General features: G+C 62.5%; 25 protein-coding genes, 1 tRNA gene and 1 pseudogene. 14 read left to right on the forward strand and 13 right to left on the reverse strand.

Features of this window, described 5'->3' with window-relative positions; genetic code table 11:
- Nucleotides 1-2: 2 nt before the first annotated feature.
- The gene (locus LIW51_RS16380; RefSeq protein ID WP_227375157.1) at nt 3-1,343 is read right to left on the reverse strand and encodes an APC family permease; all 1,341 of its coding nucleotides are present in this window, start codon (nt 1,341-1,343) and stop codon (nt 3-5) included.
- A 109-nt stretch (nt 1,344-1,452) separates the two neighbouring features.
- On the opposite strand from LIW51_RS16380, the gene LIW51_RS16385 reads away from it, so the two are divergent.
- Both LIW51_RS16385 and LIW51_RS16390 read left to right on the forward strand, forming a co-directional pair.
- Nucleotides 1,453-2,118 (forward strand): SOS response-associated peptidase, encoded by a 666-nt coding sequence (locus LIW51_RS16385; protein ID WP_227375158.1) that lies wholly within the window; start codon nt 1,453-1,455, stop codon nt 2,116-2,118.
- 55 nt (nt 2,119-2,173) lie between these two features.
- On the forward strand, nt 2,174-2,593 hold the full coding sequence (locus LIW51_RS16390) for a hypothetical protein (protein ID WP_227375159.1): 420 nt from the start codon (nt 2,174-2,176) through the stop codon (nt 2,591-2,593).
- A gap of 193 nt (nt 2,594-2,786) precedes the next feature.
- Here LIW51_RS16390 and LIW51_RS16395 read toward each other — a convergent pair whose 3' ends face one another.
- From LIW51_RS16395 to LIW51_RS16425, 7 genes are all read right to left on the reverse strand, one after another.
- Entirely contained in the window at nt 2,787-3,551 is a 765-nt protein-coding gene (locus LIW51_RS16395; protein WP_227375160.1) for a hypothetical protein, read from the reverse strand.
- A 38-nt stretch (nt 3,552-3,589) separates the two neighbouring features.
- Complete coding sequence (locus tag LIW51_RS16400) at nt 3,590-4,309, reverse strand: hypothetical protein (RefSeq protein ID WP_227375161.1); 720 nt, start codon at nt 4,307-4,309, stop codon at nt 3,590-3,592.
- A complete protein-coding gene (locus LIW51_RS16405; RefSeq protein WP_227375162.1) occupies nt 4,306-4,656 on the reverse strand; it encodes a DNA polymerase V family protein in 351 nt (116 codons plus the stop codon). Before LIW51_RS16405 ends, LIW51_RS16400 begins: the two co-directional genes overlap by 4 nt.
- Nucleotides 4,653-5,369, reverse strand: coding sequence for a hypothetical protein (locus LIW51_RS16410; protein ID WP_227375163.1), 717 nt, complete (start codon nt 5,367-5,369; stop codon nt 4,653-4,655). Before LIW51_RS16410 ends, LIW51_RS16405 begins: the two co-directional genes overlap by 4 nt.
- A 119-nt stretch (nt 5,370-5,488) precedes the next feature.
- Nucleotides 5,489-5,653, reverse strand: a complete 165-nt coding sequence (locus LIW51_RS16415) for a hypothetical protein (protein ID WP_227375164.1) — start codon at nt 5,651-5,653, stop codon at nt 5,489-5,491.
- A gap of 20 nt (nt 5,654-5,673) precedes the next feature.
- Nucleotides 5,674-5,746: transfer RNA gene (locus LIW51_RS16420), tRNA-His, on the reverse strand.
- Between the two features lie 79 nt (nt 5,747-5,825).
- A complete protein-coding gene (locus tag LIW51_RS16425; protein ID WP_227375165.1) occupies nt 5,826-6,227 on the reverse strand; it encodes a hypothetical protein in 402 nt (133 codons plus the stop codon).
- Nucleotides 6,228-6,298: 71 nt separating this feature from the next.
- Here LIW51_RS16425 and LIW51_RS16430 point away from each other — a divergent pair, with 71 nt between their 5' ends.
- Both LIW51_RS16430 and LIW51_RS16435 read left to right on the forward strand, forming a co-directional pair.
- The gene (locus tag LIW51_RS16430) at nt 6,299-7,492 is read left to right on the forward strand and encodes an ATPase domain-containing protein (protein ID WP_227375166.1); all 1,194 of its coding nucleotides are present in this window, start codon (nt 6,299-6,301) and stop codon (nt 7,490-7,492) included.
- Nucleotides 7,493-7,687: 195 nt separating this feature from the next.
- Nucleotides 7,688-8,872, forward strand: a complete 1,185-nt coding sequence (locus LIW51_RS16435) for an aspartate kinase (protein WP_227375167.1) — start codon at nt 7,688-7,690, stop codon at nt 8,870-8,872.
- Between the two features lie 271 nt (nt 8,873-9,143).
- On the opposite strand, the gene LIW51_RS16440 is transcribed toward LIW51_RS16435, so the two are convergent.
- A complete protein-coding gene (locus tag LIW51_RS16440) occupies nt 9,144-10,544 on the reverse strand; it encodes an FAD-binding oxidoreductase (RefSeq protein ID WP_227375168.1) in 1,401 nt (466 codons plus the stop codon).
- A 238-nt stretch (nt 10,545-10,782) separates the two neighbouring features.
- Between LIW51_RS16440 and hemL the strand changes: the two genes are divergently transcribed.
- Nucleotides 10,783-12,123, forward strand: a complete 1,341-nt coding sequence (gene hemL, locus LIW51_RS16445) for a glutamate-1-semialdehyde 2,1-aminomutase (RefSeq protein WP_227375169.1) — start codon at nt 10,783-10,785, stop codon at nt 12,121-12,123.
- A 59-nt stretch (nt 12,124-12,182) separates the two neighbouring features.
- Here hemL and LIW51_RS16450 read toward each other — a convergent pair whose 3' ends face one another.
- Nucleotides 12,183-12,455, reverse strand: a complete 273-nt coding sequence (locus tag LIW51_RS16450; RefSeq protein ID WP_227375170.1) for a hypothetical protein — start codon at nt 12,453-12,455, stop codon at nt 12,183-12,185.
- 185 nt (nt 12,456-12,640) lie between these two features.
- On the opposite strand from LIW51_RS16450, the gene LIW51_RS16455 reads away from it, so the two are divergent.
- From LIW51_RS16455 to recJ, 5 genes are all read left to right on the forward strand, one after another.
- The gene (locus tag LIW51_RS16455; RefSeq protein WP_227375171.1) at nt 12,641-13,201 is read left to right on the forward strand and encodes a DUF7847 domain-containing protein; all 561 of its coding nucleotides are present in this window, start codon (nt 12,641-12,643) and stop codon (nt 13,199-13,201) included.
- A 307-nt stretch (nt 13,202-13,508) separates the two neighbouring features.
- Entirely contained in the window at nt 13,509-13,958 is a 450-nt protein-coding gene (locus LIW51_RS16460; protein ID WP_227375172.1) for a hypothetical protein, read from the forward strand.
- Nucleotides 13,959-14,497: 539 nt separating this feature from the next.
- Nucleotides 14,498-15,595, forward strand: coding sequence for a hydroxymethylbilane synthase (gene hemC / locus LIW51_RS16465; RefSeq protein WP_227375173.1), 1,098 nt, complete (start codon nt 14,498-14,500; stop codon nt 15,593-15,595).
- Nucleotides 15,592-16,323 carry a uroporphyrinogen-III synthase gene (locus LIW51_RS16470; RefSeq protein ID WP_227375174.1) on the forward strand — a complete coding sequence of 244 codons (732 nt, stop codon included), beginning with the start codon at nt 15,592-15,594 and terminating at the stop codon, nt 16,321-16,323. Before hemC ends, LIW51_RS16470 begins: the two co-directional genes overlap by 4 nt.
- Before the next feature lie 27 nt (nt 16,324-16,350).
- Complete coding sequence (gene recJ, locus LIW51_RS16475; RefSeq protein WP_227375175.1) at nt 16,351-17,763, forward strand: RecJ family nuclease; 1,413 nt, start codon at nt 16,351-16,353, stop codon at nt 17,761-17,763.
- Between the two features lie 75 nt (nt 17,764-17,838).
- Here recJ and LIW51_RS16480 read toward each other — a convergent pair whose 3' ends face one another.
- Nucleotides 17,839-18,258, reverse strand: coding sequence for a hypothetical protein (locus tag LIW51_RS16480; protein WP_227375176.1), 420 nt, complete (start codon nt 18,256-18,258; stop codon nt 17,839-17,841).
- Nucleotides 18,259-19,329: 1,071 nt separating this feature from the next.
- Between LIW51_RS16480 and LIW51_RS16485 the strand changes: the two genes are divergently transcribed.
- The 4 genes from LIW51_RS16485 to LIW51_RS16500 all read left to right on the forward strand — a co-directional run bounded on the left by LIW51_RS16485 (nt 19,330) and on the right by LIW51_RS16500 (nt 22,889).
- Nucleotides 19,330-19,656: a DUF5783 family protein gene (locus LIW51_RS16485; RefSeq protein WP_227375177.1), complete on the forward strand. Its 327-nt coding sequence runs from the start codon at nt 19,330-19,332 to the stop codon at nt 19,654-19,656.
- A gap of 239 nt (nt 19,657-19,895) precedes the next feature.
- Nucleotides 19,896-20,255 carry a NifU family protein gene (locus LIW51_RS16490; protein WP_227375178.1) on the forward strand — a complete coding sequence of 120 codons (360 nt, stop codon included), beginning with the start codon at nt 19,896-19,898 and terminating at the stop codon, nt 20,253-20,255.
- A gap of 80 nt (nt 20,256-20,335) precedes the next feature.
- Nucleotides 20,336-21,838, forward strand: coding sequence for a sulfatase (locus tag LIW51_RS16495; protein ID WP_227375179.1), 1,503 nt, complete (start codon nt 20,336-20,338; stop codon nt 21,836-21,838).
- 1 nt (nt 21,839) lies between these two features.
- Nucleotides 21,840-22,889, forward strand: coding sequence for a lysylphosphatidylglycerol synthase transmembrane domain-containing protein (locus tag LIW51_RS16500; RefSeq protein ID WP_227375180.1), 1,050 nt, complete (start codon nt 21,840-21,842; stop codon nt 22,887-22,889).
- 45 nt (nt 22,890-22,934) lie between these two features.
- On the opposite strand, the pseudogene LIW51_RS16505 reads toward LIW51_RS16500, so the two are convergent.
- A pseudogene (locus LIW51_RS16505) lies at nt 22,935-24,144 on the reverse strand (RNA-guided endonuclease InsQ/TnpB family protein).
- Nucleotides 24,145-24,295: 151 nt separating this feature from the next.
- Nucleotides 24,296-25,195 carry a ketopantoate reductase family protein gene (locus LIW51_RS16510; RefSeq protein ID WP_227375181.1) on the reverse strand — a complete coding sequence of 300 codons (900 nt, stop codon included), beginning with the start codon at nt 25,193-25,195 and terminating at the stop codon, nt 24,296-24,298.
- Nucleotides 25,196-25,205: the final 10 nt, after the last annotated feature.

A 25,205-nucleotide genomic window follows, 5' to 3' on the forward strand; every position in this document is an offset into this window, starting at 1 on the left:
GCTTAGTCGGTGTTGATGCCGGGAACCGTCTCCTTGATCGGCTGTCGTTCGAAGTAGACCAGTTCCACGCCGATGACGACCACGGCGATGAAGAGCACGATGAAGAACGTACTCGGACTGTTCAGGTAGAGGTCGTAGAGCAAGAGGGGGAAGAAGGCCACGCAGCCCACCATGCCGACGACCGGCAGGGCGACTATCATGTCGTCGATCTCGTCGCGTTTGCGGAACGCGAGATAGCTCATCGCGCCGAAGACGGCGATGAACGCGAGCGACGCGAAGGAGGTGATGCTGCGGAGGCTTCCGTACACCGCGAACGCCGCCGAGAGGACACCGAGCACGACGACGAGTTTCGACGGGACGCGCTCCCCCTCTCCGGTGTTGAATCGCTCCGGCAGAAGTCCCCTGTCGATGAGGTTTCGGGAGAACTGCGCCCCGCTGAACAGCGTGGCGTTCACCGCGCTCGCGGTTGAGAACAGCGCCGAGATGCCGATGACGAACGCGCCTATCGCCCCCATGAACGGGAGCGCGGCGTACAACAGCGACACCTCGGGCGACACCGCGATGACCGACAGTTCGAGTATGCTGACGGTCGTGAACGCGACGAGGACGTACAGGAGGGTCGCTATCGGAATCGAGATATAGATGGCTTTCCTGATGTTCTCGACCGGGTCTTCGAACTGCGACTGGTCGTACATCAACAACTGCCAGCCCTGAAACGCGACGAATGACATCGCCGCGCCGATGACGGGTCTGAAACCGAGTTCCGAGAATCCGAGGTTCAGCGTCTGGCCGGTGTAGGCGAACCAGACGCCCCACGCGCCGAAGATGGCGATGATACCGACCTTGAAGAAAGAGAGCACGTCCTCGACCTTCCCTGTCTCAGTGGCTCCGAGGAGGTTCAGCCCGACGAACGCGCCGATGAGCAGGACGGAGATGATGTTCGGGACGGGAACGACCAGTTCGTAGTCCACCACCGGAATCACCGTCGCGTAGTGGAGTCGACCGATAAGTTCCGAGAAGAACGAGGAGAAGGCGTAGGCGTACAACGCCATCGAACCGATGTAGCCGAACAGGAGCGTCCACCCCGTCATCCCCGCCGCGGTCGAGTGGTCGACGATCTCTTCGATGTAGGTCGGCGCACCCCCCTTGTTCTCCGTCAGTTTGTTCAACTGGACGTAACTGTAGCCGGCGCACATTGCCACGAACCCCGCGACGCTGAACGCCAGCCACGCGACCTTTCCGGAGATGGCGACGACGATACCGAACGCGGAGTAGATGCCGCCGCCGATCATCCCTCCGAGAGCCATCGCTATCGCTTCCTTCAAACCGAGCTGCTCGCCCATAGTCGTATCGAGGGTACGAAGGCCCGCATATCTAACGGCTGAATACACAACCGTATTTAAACCGATTTAAGTCAGAGGGCGTTCTTCGGTCGCGTTCTTGGTCAGCTTTTTGCCCGCTCCCGTCCTCTATCGACTCCTGTGTGGTCGCCTCTCGCTGTTCGCCCTCGAAGCCGATCTCGCGGAGCGATTCGACGCCACGCCCACCCGACCGCTCCGACCGCGATACAACGTCGCACCCGGCCAGGAACATCTGGTCGTCCGAAACGACGCGCCCGAGGAGATGCGCTTTCCGACGTGGGGGCTCGTCCCGCACTGGGCCGACGAGTTCCGTGACGGACACATCAACGTCCGAGCGGAGACGCTGGCCGAAAAATCGAGTTTCCCCGATGTCTACCGCGAACGCCAGTGTCTCGTCCTCGTGGACGGCTTCTACGACTGGAAACGGACGACGACCGGCAAGCAACCGTATCAAATGACCAGAAGCGACGGGGAGCCGTTTGCGATGGCGGGGCTGTGGGAACTGTGGAACGAAACCCGGGGAGGGCAGAAAACATCGTTTACGGTCGTCATGACCGAGTCGAACGACCTCGTCGACGTGCTCGTCTTCGCGCTCGGCGGAGTGTTCCTCCTGCTCGGCGTGACGATAACGACGACACCTCCCGCACCGTACTTTCAGTCGACGACCGACCGGCTGATTCTCATCGGCGTCTCGCTGGCCGCGATGGTCGTCGGCGCCGGCATCGTCCGGGGGTCGCTGTCCCTCGGGAGGTGGTGACGAATGGCCGATAACCGCGGTTCCGAGCGCGATTCCGCGGACGCCGATTGGTTCATTGGTTCGACCGGTTCACCGTCGAACCGGTTCCCCCGAAGAGATCGAGCGACGATTCGCGGAGTCCACCCTGACAACGCTCGACATTCCGTCCCACCTCGATTGGAAACTCGCCACGGAGGTCGAGACGGGAACCGCACTGTATCTCCTCGTTCAGCTGTTCGGAACGCCGAACGTCCCCGGCGTCGAAGCGGGAGCCGACCAGCGCGACAGGGAGAAGACGACGTGGCAGTACCTCTTCGCGGTAACGTACGAGCCGCCGAACGACGACCGAGCCGAACCCCGCGGCGAGGGGGGGTGTTCCGACCGAATTCCTACTGTCGGTGTACGATTACAAGAGCGTTCTCTCGGTCGGCCTCTCCGCGTGGGCCGATATCGAACACGACGGTCGCTCCGCTCCTCGAGACGGTGGCGTCCGTGAACCGGCACCCGAGGACGACGGGTGGCTCGACCCGATTCCGGATGCGGACTTTTTGGTCGGCGTCGTCCAACTGGCGCTCAACGTCACCGAAGAGCCAGTGTTAGCCACGTACAAACAGCTGTGGGTCTGAACGGGACGGCGGTTCTCGTCCGCACTCGTTTCGGTCAGTTCGAATAGGGCGGCGCTACCTCCGTCACTTCTTCTTCGGCATCGTCGAGGGGCGAGCCGAACGACCCATGTCCGACCGCGATGACGGCATCGTGGACACTTTGGTCGTGACTCGCCCCCGCTCGCCACGCCCGCCTCCGCCCTCGTCGGCCGGTTCTTCCTCGGTTTCCTCCGTCGCTTCCGCCGCCTCGTCGTCCGCGTCGCCCAGTCCGGCGGCGTCGAACAGCGAGCGAAGCTCTGCGAGCGTTTCTTCGGTCGAGGAGGAGTCGTCTTCCTCACCATCTGCGTCTTCGCTCTCCGTCTCGTCCCCCTCGCCGTTCGCTTCCTCGCTTCCCTCCTCGGTCGCCGCTTCGTCGGAATCGGCGGTCGAGAACAGCGTCGACAGCAGATCGCTCACGCTTCTGCCGCCGTCGCTGGACGGCGCATCGCCGTCGATGCGTTCGAGTCGGTCGATGCGCTCTTCGGCGTCGAGACCCGACCACTCCTCCGAGAGATCCGCCAGTTCCAGTAGGCGGCGGAGGCCGAGCACCGCGTCGGTGTCGGCGTCCTGCATTACCCTCGGGAGGTCGGCGGGTGCGACGTCGTCCGCCGTGTCCTCGAAGCCGGTGGCGGTGAGCAGTTCGTCGAGCGACGCGTCGGCCACCGCCTCGGCCGCGGCGTCGGCGGTCTCTCGCACGGACTCGGTCTTCTCGTCCGGCAGTTCGCCGCCTTCGACGTCGTCGAGCGCCGTCCGAATCTCCTCCACCCCGTCGGCGAGAAGTCGTTCGATGTCGGATTTGTCGTTACTCATGGTTCGAGTGGGCGTTCGTGGGTCGCTCGCTGAGCGTTCTATTCTGCATCGGATTCGTCCTCGTCCGCCCCGTCGTTGAACTCCTCGACGATGGCATCGAGTATCTCCTCGCGCTTCAAGTTGGCCTTCACCCCAACCTCCTTTGCGATGGATTGGAGCTCCGAGTACTCCATCGTTTCGAGGAGTTCGCGGTACGTCTCCTCCTTGATGGCCTGCACGTCGTCGGCGGTGAGGTCGCCGACGCCTGCGTCGGTCACGTCCTCGGCGGCCTCTTTCGCCTCCGTCGCCGCCCCTTCGGTGGTCTCTTCTGCGGTGTCGGCCGCCTCTCCCGCCGCCTCCTCGACGGTTCCGGCGGCCTCTTCCGCGGCCTGTTGGGCGGTCTTCTCCGCTTCGTCGAGCGCCTCCTCTCGCTCTTCGACGTACCCGCGGAGCGCGTCTTCGATGGGTTCGCGGAACTGGGGTCGGCGCAGCGTCCGCCCGAGCGCCACGACGAACGCACTAGCGAGGCGGCGAAGCGGCGAGCGCTCGCCCTCGTGGTCGTCCTCGCTCCGGAACGGAAGCTTGGAAACGACCCGGTCGACCGCGATTCGTCCGAGTCGGCGTCCGGCGAACGCGCCGACCGCTTCGCCGAACGCCCGCCCGAGCGACGCCCCGTCGACCTGCTCGGCCACGCTGTCGCCGGTCATCAGCGAGCTAACATCGACTTGCTCGGTCAGTTCGTCGGTGACTGCCTCCTTCGGGTCGGGTGCCTCGGTCACGCGTTCTCACCATCCTCGTTGCCTTCGGCGTCGTCGCTCGTATCCTCTTCGCTCCCCTCGCTCTCATCGTCCCCGTCTCCCTCACCGTCGGCTTCGCTATCGGCGTTCTCGTCCGATTCCTCTTCAGACGGGGAAGCGAGGAGCGAGTCCAACAACACGCCGCCGAGGAGACCGCCGAGCCACCCGCCGAGGTGGCGGCCGACGAACTCTCCGACCGTCTCGCCGAGCGACTCCGCCGACGTTTCGTCGTCGAACTCCCCGGCGAGCGGCGTATCCGCGAACACCTCCTCGAAATCGATGTTCCGGATCGCCGCTCCGAGGTCGAGCGGCGGAGTGTTGTCGCTCATGCTTCGGATTCCGCTCCGGACTCGTCCGTCGATTCGGAGCCGAACATCTGATCCACGAGCTCTTTGAGGAGCGTCGTCAGCAGCTCGTCGAGCGGAACGTCCGCCATCGCGTCGCTCACCGAATCACGAACCGAGCTGGCCGCCGACGAAACCGGACCGGAGCCGGACTCCTCCGACTCCTCGTCGGAACCGCCGAACAGACCCTCGAAGAGGCTTCCGGAGAAGAGGTTCCCCAGCAGTCCTCCCGAGCCGCTGCCGAGCAGATTTCCGACCCCAGAGAGCAGATTCCCCAGCAGCCGACCGGGGCCGCTCACCGCCGTCACGTCCAGTTCGACCTCGTTGAGGTCGACTTCGAGGCCGAGCAGGTCGAGGAACAGTCCTTCGAGGTCGAGGTACAACACCGTCGTCTCCCCTTCTTCCCGGTAGCCGTACTCGTCCGACTCCTCTTCACTCGCTTCCCCTTCCTCCGCGGTCTCCTGCGCTTCTTCCGTCTCCTCCGCCGTCTCGTCTTGTGACTCTTCGCTCGCTCCTTCCGTCTCCTCGTCGGTTTCCTCGGACTCGTTCGCCTCGTCGGCTTCCTCCTCTTCGCCACCGTCGGGCAGCAACCGCCGTTCGTTCGGAGCGTCGTCGCTTGCGGCGCGGCGGCTGTCGTCGGAGGTGGCATCTCCCTGTTCTTGACGGGTCGAATCGCTACGCTCGGCAGTTCCTGTCATGGTAACCAACTTCGTTTTAAGTTCGGCCGGTTCTCACTAAGGCATTCTGGCCTCTATCACGACAGTTCGACCGGCGCAACGCGACCTCACGCGTCGGAAAAGTTAGTTCTCACGGTCGTCTATCCGTCGCCGATTCGGACGCGTTCGGCCGATTCGGTTACTAGCGAGACGACAGTGACTCCCGCTACCGCTGGACGACGAACACAGTCGGCTGTCGCGTTTTCGTACTCCTCCGGTCGGTTACGCTCGTTCGCGGACGATTCCCGCGAAAACCGTCCGCTCACAGGGAATCGCTTCGAAAAAGGTCCAGGTGCGAGAATCGAACCCGCGTCCCAGCCTCCACAAGGCTGGAGGATAGTCCACTACCCCAACCCGGACACGCATATCGTGGTTGACGGGTGAGATTAAAATACGTTTCGGAAGCGGGCGTGGTTTTCGTCGGTTCGAAAAATCGGCTCACTCCATCGCTGTCTCCGGATTCTCCAGTCGAAACCGAAGGGTTCGTTGCCCCTCGAACTGCGGTCCCAACCCTGTCTGCTCGAACCCGGCGCGCTCGGCGGCCGCCGCGGTGTCGGCTTCCGACTCCGGAAGCAGTATCTCGACCGCCATCCCCTCGTTCGCCGCGAATCGAATCGGTTCGTCCAGCAGGTGTTCGCAGGAGGACTCCGTCCCGAAGAGGTGGGTGACATGAACCGTGTCTTCGTATGCGTCGAAGCCGACGAACCCCTCGATCTCCTCGTCCGACTCGGCGACGCAGACGGTTCGATCGTGCACCACGTCTGCCATCACCTCCGTCGGAACGTCTGCGAGCGAGGCGAGGCGGCCGCCGTCCGCTTCGATTGCGTCTCGGACGCGCATAGTGGGCCATTGTCGCCCCGTGCATTAAAAATGGGAGTAGCTTCATTTCGTTCGGACGCCTACGTTCGGCCATGAGCGACGTACCCGGCGACGGCCGGAATCGGTGCGATTTCTGTCGCCTGCCGTGTCCGGCGGAGGCGGTGACGCTGGAGTACGAGTCGGACACGTACGAATTCTGCTCGACGACGTGCCGGGACGAGATGCGACGGAACGACCGCGTGTTCACCGAGTACCACGGTTTTCGACAGATCGAGACGGGCGTCTCGGCGCTGGACGACCATCTACCCGAAGGATTGCCGCGAAACTCCTTCGTCCTGCTCTCGGGCGACGAAGGTACCCGAAACGGTGCGGTAGAGGCCGAACTCGTCTGGCGGACGCTCCAGCGCGACGAACCCGCCGTCGTCGCCAGTTTCACCGAACCGCCCGTCTCCGTCGTCGAGCAGTTCCTCTCGCTGGAGTGGAACGTCCTGCCGTACCTCGAAACGGGCCAACTGCACATCGTCGACTGCTTCACCTACCGCGTCGGCGACCGCAAGCGAATGTTCGCTCGGATGGACGACTGGAACCAGTTCCTCCACCGGGTCACCACCGCCGCGACCACGACGGTTCGAGACCCGAGCGACACCAGCGAACTCCAGCACAAACTCGACAACTGCCTCGAAGCCCTGTCGATGAGCGACATCGGCGTCGTCGTCATCGATTCGTTGACGGAGTTCGGGACGCTCGTCCAGCCGGTTCAGGCCTACGATTTCGTGAAAGACCTCCGAGCGGACGTGTGCAAGGGTCGATTCGTCCCCGTGTTCGCGGGTGCCACGTTCGCCGGAGAGGACGACGTGTTCCCGCACGACTTGGGGTACGTCATAGACGGTCTAGTCGACCTGCAACTGAACGGGTCGCTAATCGAGGACGTGCTCGTCAAGCAGATTCGAATCCGGAAGATGAACGGTGTCCTCGTGATTCCCGAGTGGGTCGCGTACGAGTACACGAGCGGAGACGGGTATGGTCACGTTCGACCCCCTCGAAGAGCTGAAGAAGTCGACGGAACTGCTGGACGAACCACTCGAATCCGCCCCCGACGAACGACCCGAGGACGACGAACGGCCCCCCGATTCCGCCCCCGATCCCACCAACTCGCTGGCAGGGGAACGTCCGAAATCCGTACCGGACGACGTATCGGCGGACGACTCGCCCGAACCGCCCTCCGGCGACCCGTCGGAGTGACGGTTCGACGGAAAACCCGGAGCACGAGGGTCATAGCGCGGTGAGAACGACAGTTCTCCGTGAAAGCCGATTCTGTGACCGCCGAACGATGGTACGAACCGACTTCGCCGAAACCGACTCGGCCGAACTTCGCGCGAAACGAGTTAACTGGCAGAAATTCCGGACATGAAAGCAGTTATCTGACTACCGTGGCTATCACCGGGTATGAATCATCGTTTACCGGAACCGGTGGTGGTTCGGTGCGCGTAGTCGCCAAGTTCGGGGGTACCAGCCTCGGAAGCGGCGACCGCATCAACCGGGCCGCGGACTCCGTCGCCGCCGCCGTCGAAGCGGGGCACGAGATCGCCGTCGTCGCCAGCGCGATGGGCAACTCGACCGACGAACTCCTCGACGAAATCCAGTTCGATGCGGACGAACCCGACCGCGCCGAGATCGTCAGCATGGGCGAGCGAACAAGCGTCCGAATGCTCAAAGCCGCCCTCTCCGCCCGCGGCGTGGACGCCGCGTTCTTGGAACCGGGGAGCGACGACTGGCCCGTCGTCACCGACTCGCGCGGGGAAGTGAACCCCGAGGAGACTCGCGAGCGCGCCGCCGAACTCGCCGAACGGTTGGGCGACACCGTCCCGGTCGTGACGGGCTTTCTCGCCGAGAACGAAGACGGCAACGTGACGACGCTCGGACGCGGCGGGAGCGACACGACGGCCGTGATGCTCGGGACGTTCATGGACGCCGACGAGGTCGTCATCGTCACCGACGTGGAGGGCGTCATGACCGGCGACCCCAGCGTCGTGGAGGGGGCGCGAAACGTCGGCAAGATAACGGTGGACGAACTCCGGAACCTCTCGTTCCGCGGGGCCGAAGTGGTCGCACCTTCGGCACTCTCGTACAAGGACGACGATCTCCACGTCCGCGTGGTTCACTACCAGCACGGCGATCTGCTCGCGGGCGGGACGAGCGTCACGGGCCAGTTCGAGAACCTCACCGACATGCGGGAGGAGCCGCTGGCCTGCCTCACCGTCGCGGGGCGGGCGATTCGAAACCGCCCCGGCATCCTCGCCGACCTCTCGTCCGCGCTCGGAAACAGCAGCATCAACGTGGACGCCGTCGCCAGCGGGATGGACAGCATCACGTTCTACGTGGACGCCAAGGTGGCCGAGCGCGCAGAGAACATCCTCCATCAGGAGGTCATCGACGAGGAGTCGCTCTCTTCCATCTCCGTGGACGACCCGGTGGCGGTGGTTCGCGTCACGGGCGGCGAACTCCCCAACCGACCGGGCATCATCCACGAACTCGTCCAACCCATCGCGGACGCTCGCATCAACATCCACGACATGATAACCAGCGCGACCAGCGTCGCGGTGTTCGTGGACTGGGCCGACCGCGAGCAGACCCTGGAGATTCTGCAAGACCACTTCCAGCAGTAACGGTTTCGCGTCTTACAAGTTCGCGTTCTCCCTCGGTTACATTGGGTTTCGAGCGGAGAATGTTGTGAGACGGCTCCATTGAAATCATCATTAACTGACAGAAGCCACACGCTGAATACAGTGTGCTATCTGCCACAGCTCCTAATAGCGTGATACTCACTGAGTGGTAGCCCCGTCGTCGGTCGCCGATCTTAGAATGGTTCAAAGTCCATCGGATCCTACCGAAGCGTTTGGAGTGGTTAAGTACCTTACTGAGAACAAGGGTGAGGTGTCAGCCTGTTGGCTCGATATTCTGGTTCATTCGGAACATATTCTCCGGATCCCACTCGTTTTTCAACTCCACCAAGCGGTCGTAGTTCTCCTCATAGGCACGATCCTCTTCACCCTCGCGTTCGGTGATGAAGTTTACATATGCACCACCCGTCGCGTAGGGTGCCAGCTTATCGTGGAGGTCTCGGACCCACTCGATACACTTCTCGTCCTGCGAAGCGTCCTCCCAGCGGGTATGGACGTTCAATACGTAGTTGACGTCGCGGTGGGGATAGGCAGTCGCATCCACCGGAACGTCGTTGACGGCCCCGCCGAGTCGGCCGAAGATGATCTCCGTATGCGGTGATGGAATGGTCGTAACGTACTCAAGAGCCGTCTCGATAACCTCGTCATGGAGTTGCTCGAAATTATGCGTCTTCCAGTAATTCCGCAGCCCGGGTTCGAGCAGTGGATCGAACGCCTGCTGCCATCCGACGTAGGGATGCGGTTCGACTGCATCGGCGATGGGATCACCGAACTCCTGAAGCGGTGTGAGCGCTTCTTTCCCCCCCTCTAAATTTCCGGCATAGAACGCAGCCACGATACAGACCTCAGTCCCGTGCGTTTCTTCGGGAAGGAACGGGAGCGGCGGTGCCTTCCGTAGCACGGGCCATGCAACGACTTCGTTCGGTGCATTTTCGCTGAACTCGCGGACGAATTCCAGTACTTCTGTCGCATCGTCGTGCGAGTAGACGATCGGTCCACAGAGCACCTCGGGGCCGACCTCGTGGAGCTGGAATTCGAACGTCGTCACGATGCCGAAGTTACCGCCGCCCCCGCGAACCCCCCAGAACAGATCGGTGTTCTCGTCCTCGCTTGCATAGACGAACTCGCCATCCGCAGTGACCATGTCCACCGACAGAAGATTGTCGATGGTCAGGCCGTAGTTGCGCGAGAGCCACCCGAAACCACCGCCGAGCGTGAGGCCGGCGACGCCCGTCGTTGAGTTAATTCCGAGCGGCGTGGCGAGTCCAAATGCCTGCGTTTCGTGATCCATATCGCCGAGCGTCGCACCCGGTTCAACCCGCGCAGTTTTCTCGTCGGGATTGACTTGGACTGAGTCCATCAGCGAGAGGTCAATCATGAGTCCATAATCGCAAACTGCGTTGCCTGCCACGTTGTGACCGCCGCCCTTGACAGCGATCCGAAGATTATGTTCTCGCCCGAAATTCACGGCGCTGATGACGTCCGCAGCGCCCGTTGGCTGCGCGATTACCGCCGGTCGGCGGTCGATCATCGCGTTCCAGATTGACCGGGCTTCGTCGTAACCGTCATCGTCTGGTTGGAGTACCTTCCCCCGAAATCCGGTTTTGAATCCTTCAACCACTTTTTCATCGACCGGGCGATGTGCTGCAAATGTCATTATCGAAACCCCGTTGTACGGTACCATACACCAAGACTAAAATATAGTGGCACGGCAGATCGCAAATCAAGGGACAAAACTTTCGAAGTAGCCGATACGAGCCCTGTATTTAGCACGATCATCAAATATGGCACGATCTCAGAAGGTCAACAAAGTCATTGAGACCGGGATCGATGGAGAAGCGACGCACACGCAATTCTCGACACAAACTTTACCCGGGAGTTCGAACCCGTCGACTATGAACCGCGAGCGATCTCGAAACCTGTATGACCGCGCGCTATCAGTGATGCCGGGCGGCGTCAACTCCCCCGTCCGAGCCGTCCGTCCGTACCCCTTCTTCGTGAAGCGGGGCGACGGCGCGCACGTTATCGACGCCGACGGCAATCGGTACCTCGACTACGCGATGGGGTACGGTCCGCTGCTGTTGGGCCACGACCTGCCCCAGTCAGTCCGGTCGGCCGTCCAGTCGTGTCTCTCGGACGGTCCGATGTACGGCGCGCCGACCGAAGTGGAGGTCGAACTCGCGGAGTACGTCGCCCGACACGTCCCGAGCGTCGAGATGGTTCGGTTCGTCAACAGCGGGACGGAGGCGACCGTCTCCGCCGTGCGCCTCGCCCGCGGCTACACCGACCGCGACAAGATCGTCGTCATGCAGGGCGGCTACCACGGCGCGCAGGACTCGACGCTGGTGGAAGGCGAGTCCGGCCGCCCCGCCGAACCGAGTTCCGGCGGGATTCCGGGGTCGTTCGCGCGCGAGACGATTCCGGTTCCGTTCAACGACGAGGACGCGATCCACGAGGTGTTCGCGGAGCACGGCGAAGACATCGCCTGCGTCCTCGTGGAACCCATCCTTGGCAACCATGGCGTCGTCCATCCCGTCGACGGCTACCTCGAAACGCTCCGCGAGGTGACCGACGAACACGGCTCGCTCCTCGTCTTCGACGAGGTCATCACCGGATTCCGGGTCGGCGGCCTGCAGTGCGCGCAGGGCAAGTTCGGCGTCACGCCCGACCTGACGACGTTCGGGAAGATCGTCGGCGGCGGCTTCCCCATCGGCGCAATCGGCGGCCGGGCGGAGATCATCGAGCAGTTCGCGCCGACCGGCCCCGTCTTCCAAGCCGGGACGTTCTCGGGCCATCCCGTGACGATGACCGCCGGACTCGAAACGCTTCGCTTCGCCGCAGAAAACGACGTGTATGACCACGTCGACGACCTCGGCGAGCGACTCCGGAAGGGATTGACCGACATCGTGGCCGACCGCGCCCCCGAGTACACCGTGGCCGGCATCGACAGCATCTTCAAGGTCATCTTCACCCGCGAGGGACCGAGCAACCGCGAAGGCCACTGCGAAGCCGGCTGTACGCAGGACGTGAACTGCCCACGATTCGACTACTGCCCCAAGTCCGGGGCCGACGTCGACCGCGCCGAGACCGAACGCTGGGAACGTCTGTTCCGGCCTGCGATGCTAGAGCAGGGCGTCTTCCTCACGGCGAACCAGTTCGAAGCGCAGTTCGTCAGCTACGCTCACACCGAGGAAGATATCGAGGCGACGTTGGAGGCGTACAAAGAGGCACTGTAGGTTCTCTCGCTGTAGCGTTTACCACTTCCCGGATAGACGGATTCGATAAGCAGACCCAGTCAGTCACCGTCGACTCCAACTGGTGGTATCTCGTCACCGCGACGCCCATCGTCTTCGTCCTCTCGTGGTTCGTCGGCATCCTCCTTTTCGGGTGGTTCCTCCTCGGCTGGGGAATCGACTTCGCCAGCCCCCGCATCATCGGGCCGTTTTTCCTGCTCACGCTGTTCAGCTTTGCTATCTTCGCCCTGTTCGTGACGGCGATGCTCGTCCTGTTTCCGGTGGCGATCTACCTCGACGCGGAAGTTGTCAATCGCGCGAATCTGGACTGGCAACCGGATAGCGCGCTCTACGCGCTGCGCTCATCACCGTCGTGAGCGCGCTCGTCACTGGATTCACGCTGAGCGTTCCGGTGGCCGTCTACTACCTCTACCAGCGCCATCGGCACGTCGGAGTTCCGTTGACGGATTTTTAGTTAGTAATCAAAAAAATCATGTATCAGTCGTAAAACGTTCTTCGTATGGCCGTTATCAGCGCGTTTCGAACCGCCGGACGGGCAATCCTCCGAAATCCTATCGTCCTCGTCGTCACCGCCCTCTTCGGCGCGGTTCAGTTACCGCAGCTACTCACACACATCATCGACCCGTTCCTCGCGGACGTGTTTTCGCTCGTCGTCAGCTTCGTCATGATATTCGTCAGCCCCTTCTTCCAAGCGGGTCTCATCGGGATGGTGAACGAGGGTATCGACGGACGAACGAAGCTCGGAACGTTTGTCTCGGAAGGGAAAGACCACTACGTGTCGATGCTCGGCATCTACCTGTTCGTCGTGGCGATGAGCTTCGTGTTCGGCATCCTCGTGATCTTCGGAGCGTTTGCCGGGGTCGGGGCGACGTTCGCCACCGGCGGAGAGGCGAGTCTCCCTGCCATCGGCGTGCTCGGAATGATCGCCCTTCTCGTCGTCGGTGCGTATCTGCTCACCGTGTTCTTCTTCCAGTTCTACGCGCAGGCGATAGTCATCGACGACCTCGGGGCCGTCGCCGGAGTGAAACACAGTTTCCGGTGCGTAGGGCGCATCTCGTGACCACCCTCGGATACTCGCTTCCCGCGGGTGCGGTCGGCCTCCTCTTCGGTCTCGTCGGGGTGGCGCTCACCTTTTTAACGATGCCGCGCGGGAAGTCCAGTTCGTCGACCCGGTCACCTCGGTCGGGGGACTTCTCGGAATCGCCCTCGGATTCATCGTGCTCACCAGTCTCTTCAGCGGATTCATGGCGGCGTACTCCGTCGCCTTCTACCGCGAGATTCGCGTCCCGACCTTCGGGTGAATCGAGCACCGGTCGGTGTTTGGGAGGCGATATTCGTTTTATCCCTCCGCCCTAACAAGCAGCCAGATGCAACGTCCGAAGCTCTCCGGCGACCGGGTGAACTCGCGCTGGTGGTACTGGATCGCGGCGGTGCCGACGGTCTTCGCCTTCTGGCTGGTGACGGTCGCGTGGGTCGCTTTCGCAATCTGGCTGGAACCCAATCTCCTGTACGGCCCGAGCAACCCGCTCGTTCACTCGGCGCTCGTCTCGCTGGCCGCGATGGGTATTCCGTTCGCCGTACTCATCGCCATCTTCCCGCTCGCGGTGTTTCAGGATACGGTGGCCATCAACCGCGCGGAAGCCGGATGGGAACCGTCGAGCAGAAACTACGCCCTCGTCGCTCTGCTCGGTCTCGTCGCGCTGGCCGGACTCGCGTTCGCCGACCTCTCGCTCGCCGTCATCGTCGGATTCGTTCTGAGCGTTCCGTTCTCCCTGTACTACCTCCGAGAACGCCACGAACACGTCGGCGTGCCGTGAGCGGTTTCATAGGAAGAGAAGTCCGAGGACTGCAAATCCGACGCCGAAGACGAGCCGCAGGATACCGATACGCCGATAGACCCGCTCACCATCAGCTGTGAGCCCATCAGAAGACGCAGAATAAACGGCCACACGTCGAGACGGAACAGCTTCTGCGGCCACAGTAGAAAGCCGAGTCCCAGCATCACCGGCTGCATGCTGACAAACAGAATCGCTCGCCACGCCATAAAGTAGCACTCTCGACACGATAGTAAAATGTTTGTGCGTACCGGGGCTGGCACGATTGATATGCCATTTTCGGAGTTGCGGGGACGAACTACCGCACTTCGTGCAGGTAAGCGACTCCCCATTGCGCTGTAGCAGCCGACGCAACCGTATGAACTAGCGCACTCACCGCGAACGAATGGCTCGTCAGAGCTTCGCTCTGACGGTGCTTTTGGTCGACCTTTTACGACGGTCGCCGCCCTCGTCGACCCCCTGACCGTCGTAAAAGGTCGCGTTGCGAAGGTGGTTTCAACGTCGGGTTCCCACTGTCGGATATGAGCTATCGCGGAAAGGAACTCCGTCTCGCCACACGGGGGTCAGATCTGGCCGTTCGACAGTCGGGGGAGGTAAAGGCGGCGCTGGAAGACCGCCGGTTCACGGTCGAACTGGTCGAGGTGGAGACGACGGGGGATAGATTGGACGACGCGCTCATCACCGAACTCGGGAAGACGGGCGCGTTCGTTCGGGATTTAGACCAGCGCGTGCTGGACGGCGACGTCGACGGGTCGATTCACTCGATGAAGGACATGCCGACCGAACAGCCGGACGAACTCATCGTCGCGGGGGTTCCCGAGCGCGCAAACGCGAACGATGCGCTCGTGACGCCGGACGGAAAATCGATCGACGAACTTCCGGACGGTGCGGTCGTCGGAACGTCGAGCCTCCGCCGGAAGGCGCAACTGCTGAACTACCGACCCGACCTCGTCGTCGAACCCCTGCGGGGCAACGTCGATACGCGCGTCGAGAAACTGCTCGCGCCGACGCTTCAGCTGGAACATCAGGAGCGAAGCGAGGAAGAGAGCGAGCGCAAGGGCCACGTCGGAAAGGACGACGGCTACGAGTTCCCCTACGACGAGACAGTCGAGGAGTGGTTCGACGATCTCGCCGAGGTCGAGCGCCGAGCGCTCGAACGGGAGGTGGAGACGGAGTACGACGCCATCGTGCTCGCGGAAGCGGGCCTCCAGCGGAGCGGTCTCGCCCACCACGTCGAGTACGAACCCCTCCCCCGGAAGGAGTTCGTCTCGGCCCCGGGACAGGGCGCGCTCGCCGTCGTCACGCTCGACACCGAACTCGCGGAGGACATACACACCGTTATCGACCACCCCCGAACGCGTGTCGAGACGACCGTCGAGCGAACCATCCTCCGCGAACTGAACGGCGGCTGTATCGCACCCATCGGCGTCCACGCCATCATCCAAGGCGAGAACGTCCACGTCGAGGCGCAGGTGTTTAGCGCCGATGGTTCGGAGGCCGTCTCCATCAAGCGCGACGTACCAGTGCAGACGCACGTCTCCGGCGCGAAGCAGGTCGCCGGCGAACTCGCGGATCGCGGCGCTCGTGAACTGATCGAGGCGGCTCGGGGGGACGAATGAAGGTAGCGATCTTCCGCCCGGACGACGAGCGACTCGACGAGGCGGTGACCCTGTTGGAATCGCTCGGCGCGGAGCCCGTGGCAGACCCGATGCTCGCGGTGAAGCCGACGGGAAGCACACCTCAGGACGCCGACTTCGTCGTGCTGACGAGCAAGACGGGCGTCGAACTCGCACACAAGGCCGGCTGGTCCCCCGACGACGCGACCGTCTGCGCCATCGGCGACTCGACCGCCACCGCGCTCCGCGAACACGGCTACGACGTGGACACCGTTCCCGACGAGTTCTCCTCGCACGGACTCGTCGCGGCACTCTCGGACCGCGCCCAGGGCGAGCGCGTCGAAGTCGCCCGAAGCGACCACGGGAGCGAGGTACTGACCGACGGCCTCGCCGACGCCGGGGCCGACGTTCACGAAACCGTGCTCTACGAACTCGTCCGCCCGGAGGGGGCGGGACGTTCGACCGAACTCGCCGCCGAAGGAAAACTCGACGCGGCGCTGTTCACCTCGTCGCTCACGGTCGGACACTTCCTCACCGCCGCGGAAGAGCGCGGGATTCGGGGCGAAGCGGTCGCGGGTCTCGAAGCGGCCGTCGTCGGTGTTATCGGCGAACCGACGCGCGAGACGGCCCGCGAGCACGGTCTCCAGGTCGACGTGGTTCCCGAAGTCGCCTCCTTCGACCAGCTGGCGCGCGGCGCGGTCGATCGTCTCCGCAACAAAGCTGAACTTTAAACGATAGAACGTCTCCATGATGTACCTATGAGCACCCCGGTTCCGGAACTGACGGAGCGCGCAACGGCGTGTGCGGATCAATTACGCGACGCCGACGGCGTCCTGCTCGCATCGCACATCGACGCCGACGGTCTGACGAGCGCCGCCATCGCTTCGTCCGCGCTCAAACGCGCGGGGATTCGATTCGAGACCGTGTTCAGCAAGCAACTCGACGCGGACGAAATCGCGTCCGTCGCGGCGACCGAATACGACACTGTCCTGTTCACCGACTTCGGAAGCGGGCAACTCGACATCATCGCGGAGCACGAGTCGGCGGGCGATTTCACGCCGGTCATCGCCGACCACCACCAGCCAGCGGACGCGGATACCGAGTTCCATCTCAACCCTCTCCTGTTCGGCATCGACGGCTCGTCGGAACTCTCCGGCGCGGGAGCAAGCTACGTTCTCGCACGTGCGCTCGAACCGGACGACAGTGATAACCGCGACCTCGCGGCGCTCGCGGTCGTCGGGGCCGTCGGCGACATGCAGATTTCCGACGGTGAACTCGTCGGTGCGAACGCGAACGTCATGGAGGAGGGGATCGACGCAGGCGTCCTCGAAATCGGAACCGACCTCGCTCTGTACGGCAAGCAGACTCGTCCTCTCCCGAAGCTGCTGGAGTATGCGACTGACGTGCACATCCCCGGTATCTCGAACGACCAGAACGGCGTCCTTCGATTCCTCGACGGACTCGGCGTCAACCTTCAGGAAGACGGCGATTGGCGGCGCTGGGTCGATCTGACCGGCGACGAGAAACAGACCGTCGCCAGCGCACTCGTTCGGCGTGCGATGCGAAAAGGCGTCCCCGCCGAGAAGATAGACGGACTGGTCGGAACTTCCTACACGCTCGCCGGTGAAGTGAAAGGGACGGAACTCCGCGACGTGAGCGAGTTCTCGACCCTGCTCAACGCCACGGCGCGCTACGACCGGGCGGACGTCGGTCTCGCCGTCTGTCTCGGCGACCGCGACGCCGCACTGGAACGGGCGCGAACCCTGCTGACGAACCACCGACGAAACCTCTCGGAAGCTATCAACTGGGTTCAGTCCGAGGGCGTCACCCGAGAGGAGCACGTCCAGTGGTTCCACGCCGGAGACCGCGTCCGTGAGACGATCGTCGGCATCGTCGCAGGAATGGCGGTTGGTGCGAACGGAATCGACCGCGGAACGCCCATCGTCGCCTTCGCCGAAAAGAACGACGAGGAAGTGAAAGTCTCCGCGCGCGGGACGCCCGCGCTCACGCGCAAGGGTCTCGACCTCTCCGTCGTGATGAAAGAAGCGTCCCGTGCGGTCGGCGGCGACGGCGGCGGTCACAACGTTGCGGCAGGGGCGACGGTACCGAAAGGACGGGAAGAGGTGTTCGTCGCGCACGCCGACGAACTGGTCGGCGAACAGCTCCGGTAAGCGCTTCATTTCGGCGGTTTCACGCTTTGGATTTCCTCGTCGTCGTCCGGCGGTTCGGATGCCAATCTGTTCGAATCACTCGCTAGTCGTACTGTAAGTGTCGGATGGTGGCTGCCAACGCCGATTGGCGAACGTAGCGCCGAGGGCACCGAATAGCGCCGCTCCGACGAACCGTCCCCAGAGACATGCGGACAGGATGGCGTACTCCGTCGCGGTCGGACGGAGCGAAACCGCCGTTCCCGTCCAGCTTACGGGTGCGATTCCGATGCCGTACGCAACGCCTCCGACGGCGAACCTGGCGACGACCTCCTTGAGGGTCACCTCCTCGACACGCACGAGATAGAATCCGCCGATCACTGCGAGTAGCGGTATTTCGTAGAACGCGAGGTTCCCACCGACCGTAGCGACCGGCTGAAACCACGTTTCGAGAAACCGACGTGCGACGGCCTCGGCGAGGAAATGTTGCGGGGGTGCGAACAGGAGGAAGACGGTCACGGCGTCGACGAGGACACCGAATCCGCCGAGACCGACTCTGATTCGAACTGCGGATCGTCGGAACTACATTTCCTCTCAAATAGTTTGGATATTATATAAGTTCCGAACGCAAAGCGCTCCTGTTCGTCCGAAATTGCTCGTCATAGCCCGAAGAAAGCCGGTTCTAAAGCCGGTGGCGATTCCGGCGTTGAAACCGCATCCTGTGATTTTGTATAGCGACAAACGATTTATCTCGACGAAACTGTCGATATCCGGTATCGCCTCGAAAGTGCATCGCTGAGCACTCGATCGTTGGCCGACGGTCGGCTCACCGATTCGGACGGTCGTTCCCTTCATATCGTCCAACACGAGAAGACTTCCGTCGCGCGTGGGAGAAAAATCCGGAAGAGGAGAGGAACGAATTTCTGGAGATGGAATACTTGGCGCCGGTCGGGCGAAATGCGCACCCCCTCCGAGAACAGCGAAGCGAGCACCTGCAACGGGACGCCATCGAGGATGACGGCGGAGAACTCCTATTCCTCGTGCGAACCTGCGAGGTTCGCAGCCGATTTCGTGTGCGCGAAGGGTACGAGACGTGCTCCGCTGACGTTCGTGTAATTTCGGCTTTCTCCTTCGGATTCTGTCGGGGCTCGAACCGGCAAAAGGAACGTCGTCGCTGGAAGTCACCTGCCGTTTCCGTGGCTTCCTCGTTCGCCTCCGTCGACCTCTCCGTAGCCGAAACGACTCGAAAGTCGGTCGAACCGAGCAGATCCTCTATTATTGGTATCACTATACACTCCGACGATATACCGCATATCGATATGCGAAATAACGGGGCAGCCGTTTTCCGGTGCCGTACATCCAGTCGGACGCCTGGCTATCTGTCGAATAATCGTAATTCAATCGCCGAACGACGAGTATCTCGCAGTACGGTCCCCGAAACGCGGCAGAACGCATCGACTGGCGACTTCTCGGCAGGGCGGGCGGACTCCTCGGCCTCGCCATCGCGTGGTGACTCTCCAATTCGGTAGTGCGGTCGAGGATCCGCGCCGAACGGTTCCATTTTTACCCGCTCCGCTCCTCGTTCCGGGCATGACCGAGTTCGACCCCGAGAAGTTCGAGGACAAGTACGTCCACTACTTCAACGAACTCCAGCGAGCGTACAAGAACGCCTTCAACTACATGAACGACCGATACGACTCCGAACTCGTTCACGCCATCGACCAGCAGGTGTTGAACGAGAGTGAACCGTTCTACGAGGGGGATGGCGAGTTCCGCGTCGAACTCCCCGAGAATCCGGCCGACCGCGTGCAGGGTGTTCTCGCGGACGACGAGAAGATCGCGGAAACGGTGAACGTCTACGTCGAACGAATCGAATCCGAACTGCGTCGCACGTTCGGGTTCGAATCGAACGATTAGAGTTCGCGGTCGAACGCCTGTTCCGCGGTCTCTTCGACGCCACCGTTGCGGAATCCTCCGACCATCTCCAGTAGTACCTTTAGGGGGGTTCATCGTCGCATCTCTCAACACGGGAACGTAAGCGTTCCGTTAGAAAATCGGAGAAAAGGTTGGAACACGGTTCATAACCGGCGAAAATACCCGAATTCGAATCGAGGATAGTGGAAAGGCCTAAGGAGGCTGGCCCCCTACGCCGGAACATGAGCACCGACACTCAGGAAGAGGCCGATGACTTGGAAGAACGGGTCAGCAATTTCCTGCGCCGTAACTTCCCACAGATCCAGATGCACGGCGGGAGCGCCGCCATCCAGAACATCGACCGCGAGACCGGCGAAGTCACCATCATGCTGGGCGGCGCGTGTAGCGGCTGTGGCATCTCCCCGATGACGATTCAGGCGATCAAGAGCCGGATGGTCAAGGAAATCCCCGAAATCGAGAGGGTCAACGCCGACACCGGAATGGGCGGCGACGGCGGGATGGGCGGCGGCATGAGTCCGTCTTTCCCCGGCGAATCGAGCGACGATTCCGACGAAGACGAAGGTCCGCAGGCCCCGTTCTAACCCCGTATTTTTAGCTTTCGGCCGGTTCCACGCCCGGAATCACGATATTTATCCCATCGGACGGTGTAGCAGGCGACAGTATGACGAACGACGACGCCGTGGCGCAGAACGTCGTATTCGTGGTCATAGACACTGTTCGGAAAGACCACCTCTCTGTCTACGGATACGACCGACCAACGACGCCGGGCCTCGAACGGTTCGCGGAGGACGCGACCGTGTTCGAGCAGGCGGTCGCCCCTGCTCCGTGGACCCTGCCGGTACACGCCTCGCTGTTCACTGGTATGTATCCCAGCGAGCACGGAGCGAGCCAGGAGAACCCCTATCTGGAAGGCGCGACCACGCTCGCACAGACGCTCTCCGCCGCCGGATACGACACCGCTTGCTACTCCTCGAACGCGTGGATAACGCCGTACACTCATCTCACCGACGGTTTCGACGACCAGGACAACTTCTTCGAAGTGATGCCCGGCGACTTCCTCTCCGGGCCGATGGCGAAGGCGTGGAAGATGATGAACGACAACGAACGACTCCGCGCCGTCGCCGACAAACTGGTCAGTCTCGGCAACGTGGCACACGAGTATCTCGCCAGCGGCGAGGGTGCGGACTCGAAGACGCCGCAGGTCATCGACAGCACCATCGAGTTCATCGACGACGCCAACGGCCCCTACTTCACGTTCATCAACCTGATGGACGCCCACCTGCCCTACCATCCGCCGAAGGAGTACCGGGAGCAGTTCGCACCCGGCGTCGATTCGACCGAGGTGTGCCAGAACTCGAAGGAGTACAACAGCGGCGCACGCGACATCGGCGAGGATGAGTGGGAGGCCATCCGCGGCCTCTACGACGCCGAAATCCGGCACATCGACGACCAACTCGAACGACTGTTTTCGTGGCTCCGAGCGAACGACGAGTGGGACGACACGATGGTCGTCATCTGCGCCGACCACGGCGAACTCCACGGCGAACACGACCTGTATGGCCACGAGTTCTGCATCTACGACCCCGTCGTCAACGTTCCGCTGCTGGTCAAACACCCCAAGCTCGACTCGGATGTGAGCGACGAACAGGTCGAACTCATCGACCTCTACCACACGGTTCTCGACCACACCGGCGTTTCGGGGTCGAACTCGACGCGCCCGCTCGACGAAGCGCGCTCGCTTCTCAGCGCGAATTATCGGTCTTTCGCCGAGGACGTGCCGGGCGACGGCGAGTGCGCCTTCGTGGAGTACTACCGCCCGGTGGTCGAACTGAAACAGCTCGAAGAGAAGGCGAAGCGGGCGAACATCGAACTCGACGAGGATTCGCGCTTCTACTCCCGGATGCGGGCTGCCCGCAGGCCGGACGCGAAGTACATCCGCAACGAGCGCATCGAAGACGAGTTCTACCATCTGGACGACGATCCCGGCGAACGCCACGACGCCCGCGGCGAGGGTAGCGACGAGGAAATCGAACTCGAAGCCGCGCTCTCCGCGTTCGAGGAGACCGTCGGCGGCGAGTGGAACGAAGTTGGCGGCGACGACGTGCTCGGCGATATGAGCGACGACGCGAAAGACCGACTGCAAGACCTCGGATACATCGACTAACGTGACGGACGAGTCGGCATCGGATGGCGGGAAGGCGCTGTCCGCAGGACTTACGGAGCGGTTCGGAACCGGCAAGCTACTGCTGGGGTTCGTCGTCGCCGGTATCCTCATCTACCTGCTCGTCATGGTCGCGGGCTGGCGACGGGTGCTCAACGCCCTCGAAGGGGCGGACTACACGTGGGTCTGGGTCGCCTGCGCTTCGACCGTCGTCGGACTGGCCGCGTGGGGGAAAGCGTGGCAGATCGTGCTCGCGGTGCTCGACATCGAAGTGCGGTTCAAACGCCTCGTCGTCACCTACTTCGCAGCGACGTTCGCCAACTATGTCACGCCGCTCGGACAGGCGGGCGGCGAGCCGTTCATCGCGTACATCCTCTCGCGGGATACGGAAGCGAGTTACGAGGACAGCCTCGCCAGCGTCGTGACGGCCGACCTACTCAACCTGCTTCCGTTCTTCAACTTCGCCGCCCTCGGGCTGAGCTATCTGCTCCTCCGGGCGTCGCTCCCGGACAACGCGAAGACGCTCGCGCAGGGACTCGCCGCGCTGGCGTTCGGCGTTCCGGCGATAGCGTACGCCGGATGGCGATACCGACAGCGGGTCGAAGACCTCATGCTCACGCTCGTTCGACCCCTCGCCAACCGAACGAACCGAATCACGCTCGACGGCGTCAGAGCGCGCATCGAGCGGTTCTACCACTCGCTGGAGCGAATCGCGGACGAGCCGCGCGAACTGCTGTTCGCGCTCGTCTTCTCGTACACCGGCTGGATCTTCTTCGCCCTCCCGCTGTACTTCGCGGGACGCGCGCTCGGCCTGCCCCTCGAACTGGTGCTCGTGCTCTTCATCGTCCCGGCGAGCACGCTGGCCGGACTGACGCCGACGCCGGGCGGACTGGCGGGCGTCGAGGCGGCGCTGGTCGTCCTCATCGTCGCGCTCGTCCCGGCGATCGCACCGGGGTCGGCGGTCGCGGCCGCGCTCATCTACCGGTTCGCGAGCTACTGGTTCGTCCTCGGAGTGAGCGGACTCGCGGCGCTGTTCGTCATCATGCGTTCGTAAATCGCCTCGGGGTCAAGTCCCGAGGCTTTCGCGTAGACTCCCGTTCTATGCCTCGGAAGAGGCAGGGGGTACGTACTCCCCACTCACATTCAGCGTCCCGCGATTCAAGCGCACATCTACGGGTGCGCCTCCGTCACCTGCATTTTGCCTGCGACGAAGATACTGCAAACCGATATTCTTCGAGGCGTTGTAGTCCGCTTGGTTCTCGTAGCCACACTGCTGACACTCGAACGTCTCTTGATACCGATTATCGTCGTGGGTAAACCTATATAACACCGCTTGGATGTGTTGCGAGGGTCAACCTGAACGACTTCCACGCCGTGTTTCTCGGCCTTGTAATCGATGTACTCGTAGAGGCGTCGGAACGCCCAGATGTGGTGCCACGTCGCCTTGGAGATGTTCTCCGAATGTGAGTCAAGCCCTCAAACACGATGTGCGAACACTCGTTTTCAACGGCTTCTTCGATGAGTTCATTCGCTACCGTGTGCATGTCGATCTCAAAGCGTCCGTACTCTTTCCGTCCAACGCACTCGATGTTCTCGTGAGCATGGCGAGACCCACACTGTTGGAGCGACCCACGGCGGTTCTCGTACTTTCGACGCCAGTGGTTAAACTCGTCTGCCGACCAGAATTGGCCCGTTGAGGTGACGGCGATATTGTTAATACCCAAGTCCACACCAAGGACTGTTCTGTGCTTGGATGCGGATTCGGATGTCTCGTCGTCCTCAACTTTCCGCATCGAAGCGTGGAGATACCAGTCGCCGTCGCGGTACTGGAGGTGCGCCATCCTAAACTCGGAATCCTCGTCGGAGACGTACTTCGTCGGTGGCGTCTTCGAGTCGTCTGGGAGGATGTACTCGCACTCGACGCGCCCATCAACGGTGGAGAGGGATACGTGGTCGTGGTGAAACGTTGCGGAGCGTTTGTCGTACACTGCGCTGTCTGCCGAGAAGTAGGGTTTCGAAGTGTTTTCTCCGCGTTTGAGGCGTTCGACCCCGCTCTTTACCGCTTCGACCGCACGGCGAATTCCTTTCTGCACGAAATTCGCTGTCAGGTCGGTTTCGTCGCGGAGTCGGTCGTACAGGGCGCGTTCGGCCTTGGCTTTTGAAATGACGTGGTATCCGTCGTCGCCGTGCCAGCACCACTCACTCGCGGTGTTGGCGCAATGTTTGAACTGCTCGACTGTCTCTCGGAGAAGCGGGTCGGCTCCGTCGGGAGTGTCGAGTTTAATGACGGCGGTACGACGGTATCCCACTGTGTTTCACATATAACGTAAGAGTTATTTAATGGTTGGAGAGTCGGATCTGCCATCGAACATAGTTAGTGGCATCGAGTATCGGCTTCCTCCCCGACCGCAAGGGTCGGGGCATCCGCTTTGACCAGCTGTGAACCGCCACCACTGATTTTTACGCTCGCGCATTCTCGCGTTCCCACGCCCTGACGAGTCCGACGAGCGTCCGGTTCACGGGCGTCTCGACGCCGCGTTCGCGTCCCCGGGAAACGACGTACCCGTTTATCGCGTCGACCTCCGTTCGGCGACCCGCCTCCACGTCCTGTCGCATCGAGGAGGTGTTCGCCGCGGTCGCTTCCGCGACCGCGGCGACCGCGGCGACGGCGTCCTTGTCGGCGAGTTCGACGCCCTCGGCGCGGGCGACTCCGGCAGTCTCGCGGGCCGCCGCCGATGCTATCTCGCAGGCATCTCCAGCAGCGAGCGCCTCGTTCTCTACTCGGGCGAGCGCGGTCGTCGGATTGATTCCCGCGTTTACGGCGAGTTTCTCCCAGAGGCGGTGGGGCATGTCCTCCGCGACCTCCGTCTCGATTCCCGCCTCGGCGAAGGCGGCTCCGACGCGACGCGCCGCATCGGAGCGACCGCCCTCGCGCGCACCGAGGACGACGTTCCCGACGCCCGTGCATTCGACCTCGCCCGGCCCGGTTCGAACCGCGCCGTAGGTCGCGGTTCCGGCGATGACGGGGCAGTTCACGTACTCAGCCAGCGTCCCCTCGTTGCCCATCCCGTTCTGGAGCGAGAGCACGGCGTCGAACTCGCCGGTCGCTAGTTGGCGCGCCGCGTTCTCGGTGTTGAACGCCTTGACGGTCACGACGGCACAATCGGCGTGCAGATCAGTTCCGGCGGCGGTGGCGTCCGGCCGAACTCGGAAATCGAACTCGCCGCCGACGTGCAGGCCCGCCTCGCGCACCGCGGTCACGTGGGGGTCGCGGGCGATGAGCGTGACCGCGTGCTCGCGGGCGAGCAGTCCGCCGACGAGGCTCCCCAGGCTTCCTGCACCGAACACGACGATGTCCATACCCGACCGA

It is taken from the genome of Haladaptatus halobius (genome assembly GCF_020618475.1).
GTDB lineage: Archaea > Halobacteriota > Halobacteria > Halobacteriales > Haladaptataceae > Haladaptatus > Haladaptatus halobius.

Excerpts from the sequence above, each read along its gene's own strand:
- LIW51_RS16380 (WP_227375157.1), bottom strand. The coding sequence starts at position 1,343 with ATGGGCGAGCAGCTCGGTTTGAAGGAAGCGATAGCGATGGCTCTCGGA.
- LIW51_RS16395 (WP_227375160.1), bottom strand. The coding sequence starts at position 3,551 with ATGAGTAACGACAAATCCGACATCGAACGACTTCTCGCCGACGGGGTG.
- LIW51_RS16405 (WP_227375162.1), bottom strand. The coding sequence starts at position 4,656 with ATGAGCGACAACACTCCGCCGCTCGACCTCGGAGCGGCGATCCGGAAC.
- LIW51_RS16410 (WP_227375163.1), bottom strand. The coding sequence starts at position 5,369 with ATGACAGGAACTGCCGAGCGTAGCGATTCGACCCGTCAAGAACAGGGA.
- LIW51_RS16425 (WP_227375165.1), bottom strand. The coding sequence starts at position 6,227 with ATGCGCGTCCGAGACGCAATCGAAGCGGACGGCGGCCGCCTCGCCTCG.
- LIW51_RS16430 (WP_227375166.1), top strand. The coding sequence starts at position 6,299 with ATGAGCGACGTACCCGGCGACGGCCGGAATCGGTGCGATTTCTGTCGC.
- LIW51_RS16440 (WP_227375168.1), bottom strand. The coding sequence starts at position 10,544 with ATGACATTTGCAGCACATCGCCCGGTCGATGAAAAAGTGGTTGAAGGA.
- hemL (WP_227375169.1), top strand. The coding sequence starts at position 10,783 with ATGAACCGCGAGCGATCTCGAAACCTGTATGACCGCGCGCTATCAGTG.
- LIW51_RS16455 (WP_227375171.1), top strand. The coding sequence starts at position 12,641 with ATGGCCGTTATCAGCGCGTTTCGAACCGCCGGACGGGCAATCCTCCGA.
- LIW51_RS16460 (WP_227375172.1), top strand. The coding sequence starts at position 13,509 with ATGCAACGTCCGAAGCTCTCCGGCGACCGGGTGAACTCGCGCTGGTGG.
- hemC (WP_227375173.1), top strand. The coding sequence starts at position 14,498 with ATGAGCTATCGCGGAAAGGAACTCCGTCTCGCCACACGGGGGTCAGAT.
- LIW51_RS16470 (WP_227375174.1), top strand. The coding sequence starts at position 15,592 with ATGAAGGTAGCGATCTTCCGCCCGGACGACGAGCGACTCGACGAGGCG.
- recJ (WP_227375175.1), top strand. The coding sequence starts at position 16,351 with ATGAGCACCCCGGTTCCGGAACTGACGGAGCGCGCAACGGCGTGTGCG.
- LIW51_RS16485 (WP_227375177.1), top strand. The coding sequence starts at position 19,330 with ATGACCGAGTTCGACCCCGAGAAGTTCGAGGACAAGTACGTCCACTAC.
- LIW51_RS16490 (WP_227375178.1), top strand. The coding sequence starts at position 19,896 with ATGAGCACCGACACTCAGGAAGAGGCCGATGACTTGGAAGAACGGGTC.
- LIW51_RS16495 (WP_227375179.1), top strand. The coding sequence starts at position 20,336 with ATGACGAACGACGACGCCGTGGCGCAGAACGTCGTATTCGTGGTCATA.
- LIW51_RS16510 (WP_227375181.1), bottom strand. The coding sequence starts at position 25,195 with ATGGACATCGTCGTGTTCGGTGCAGGAAGCCTGGGGAGCCTCGTCGGC.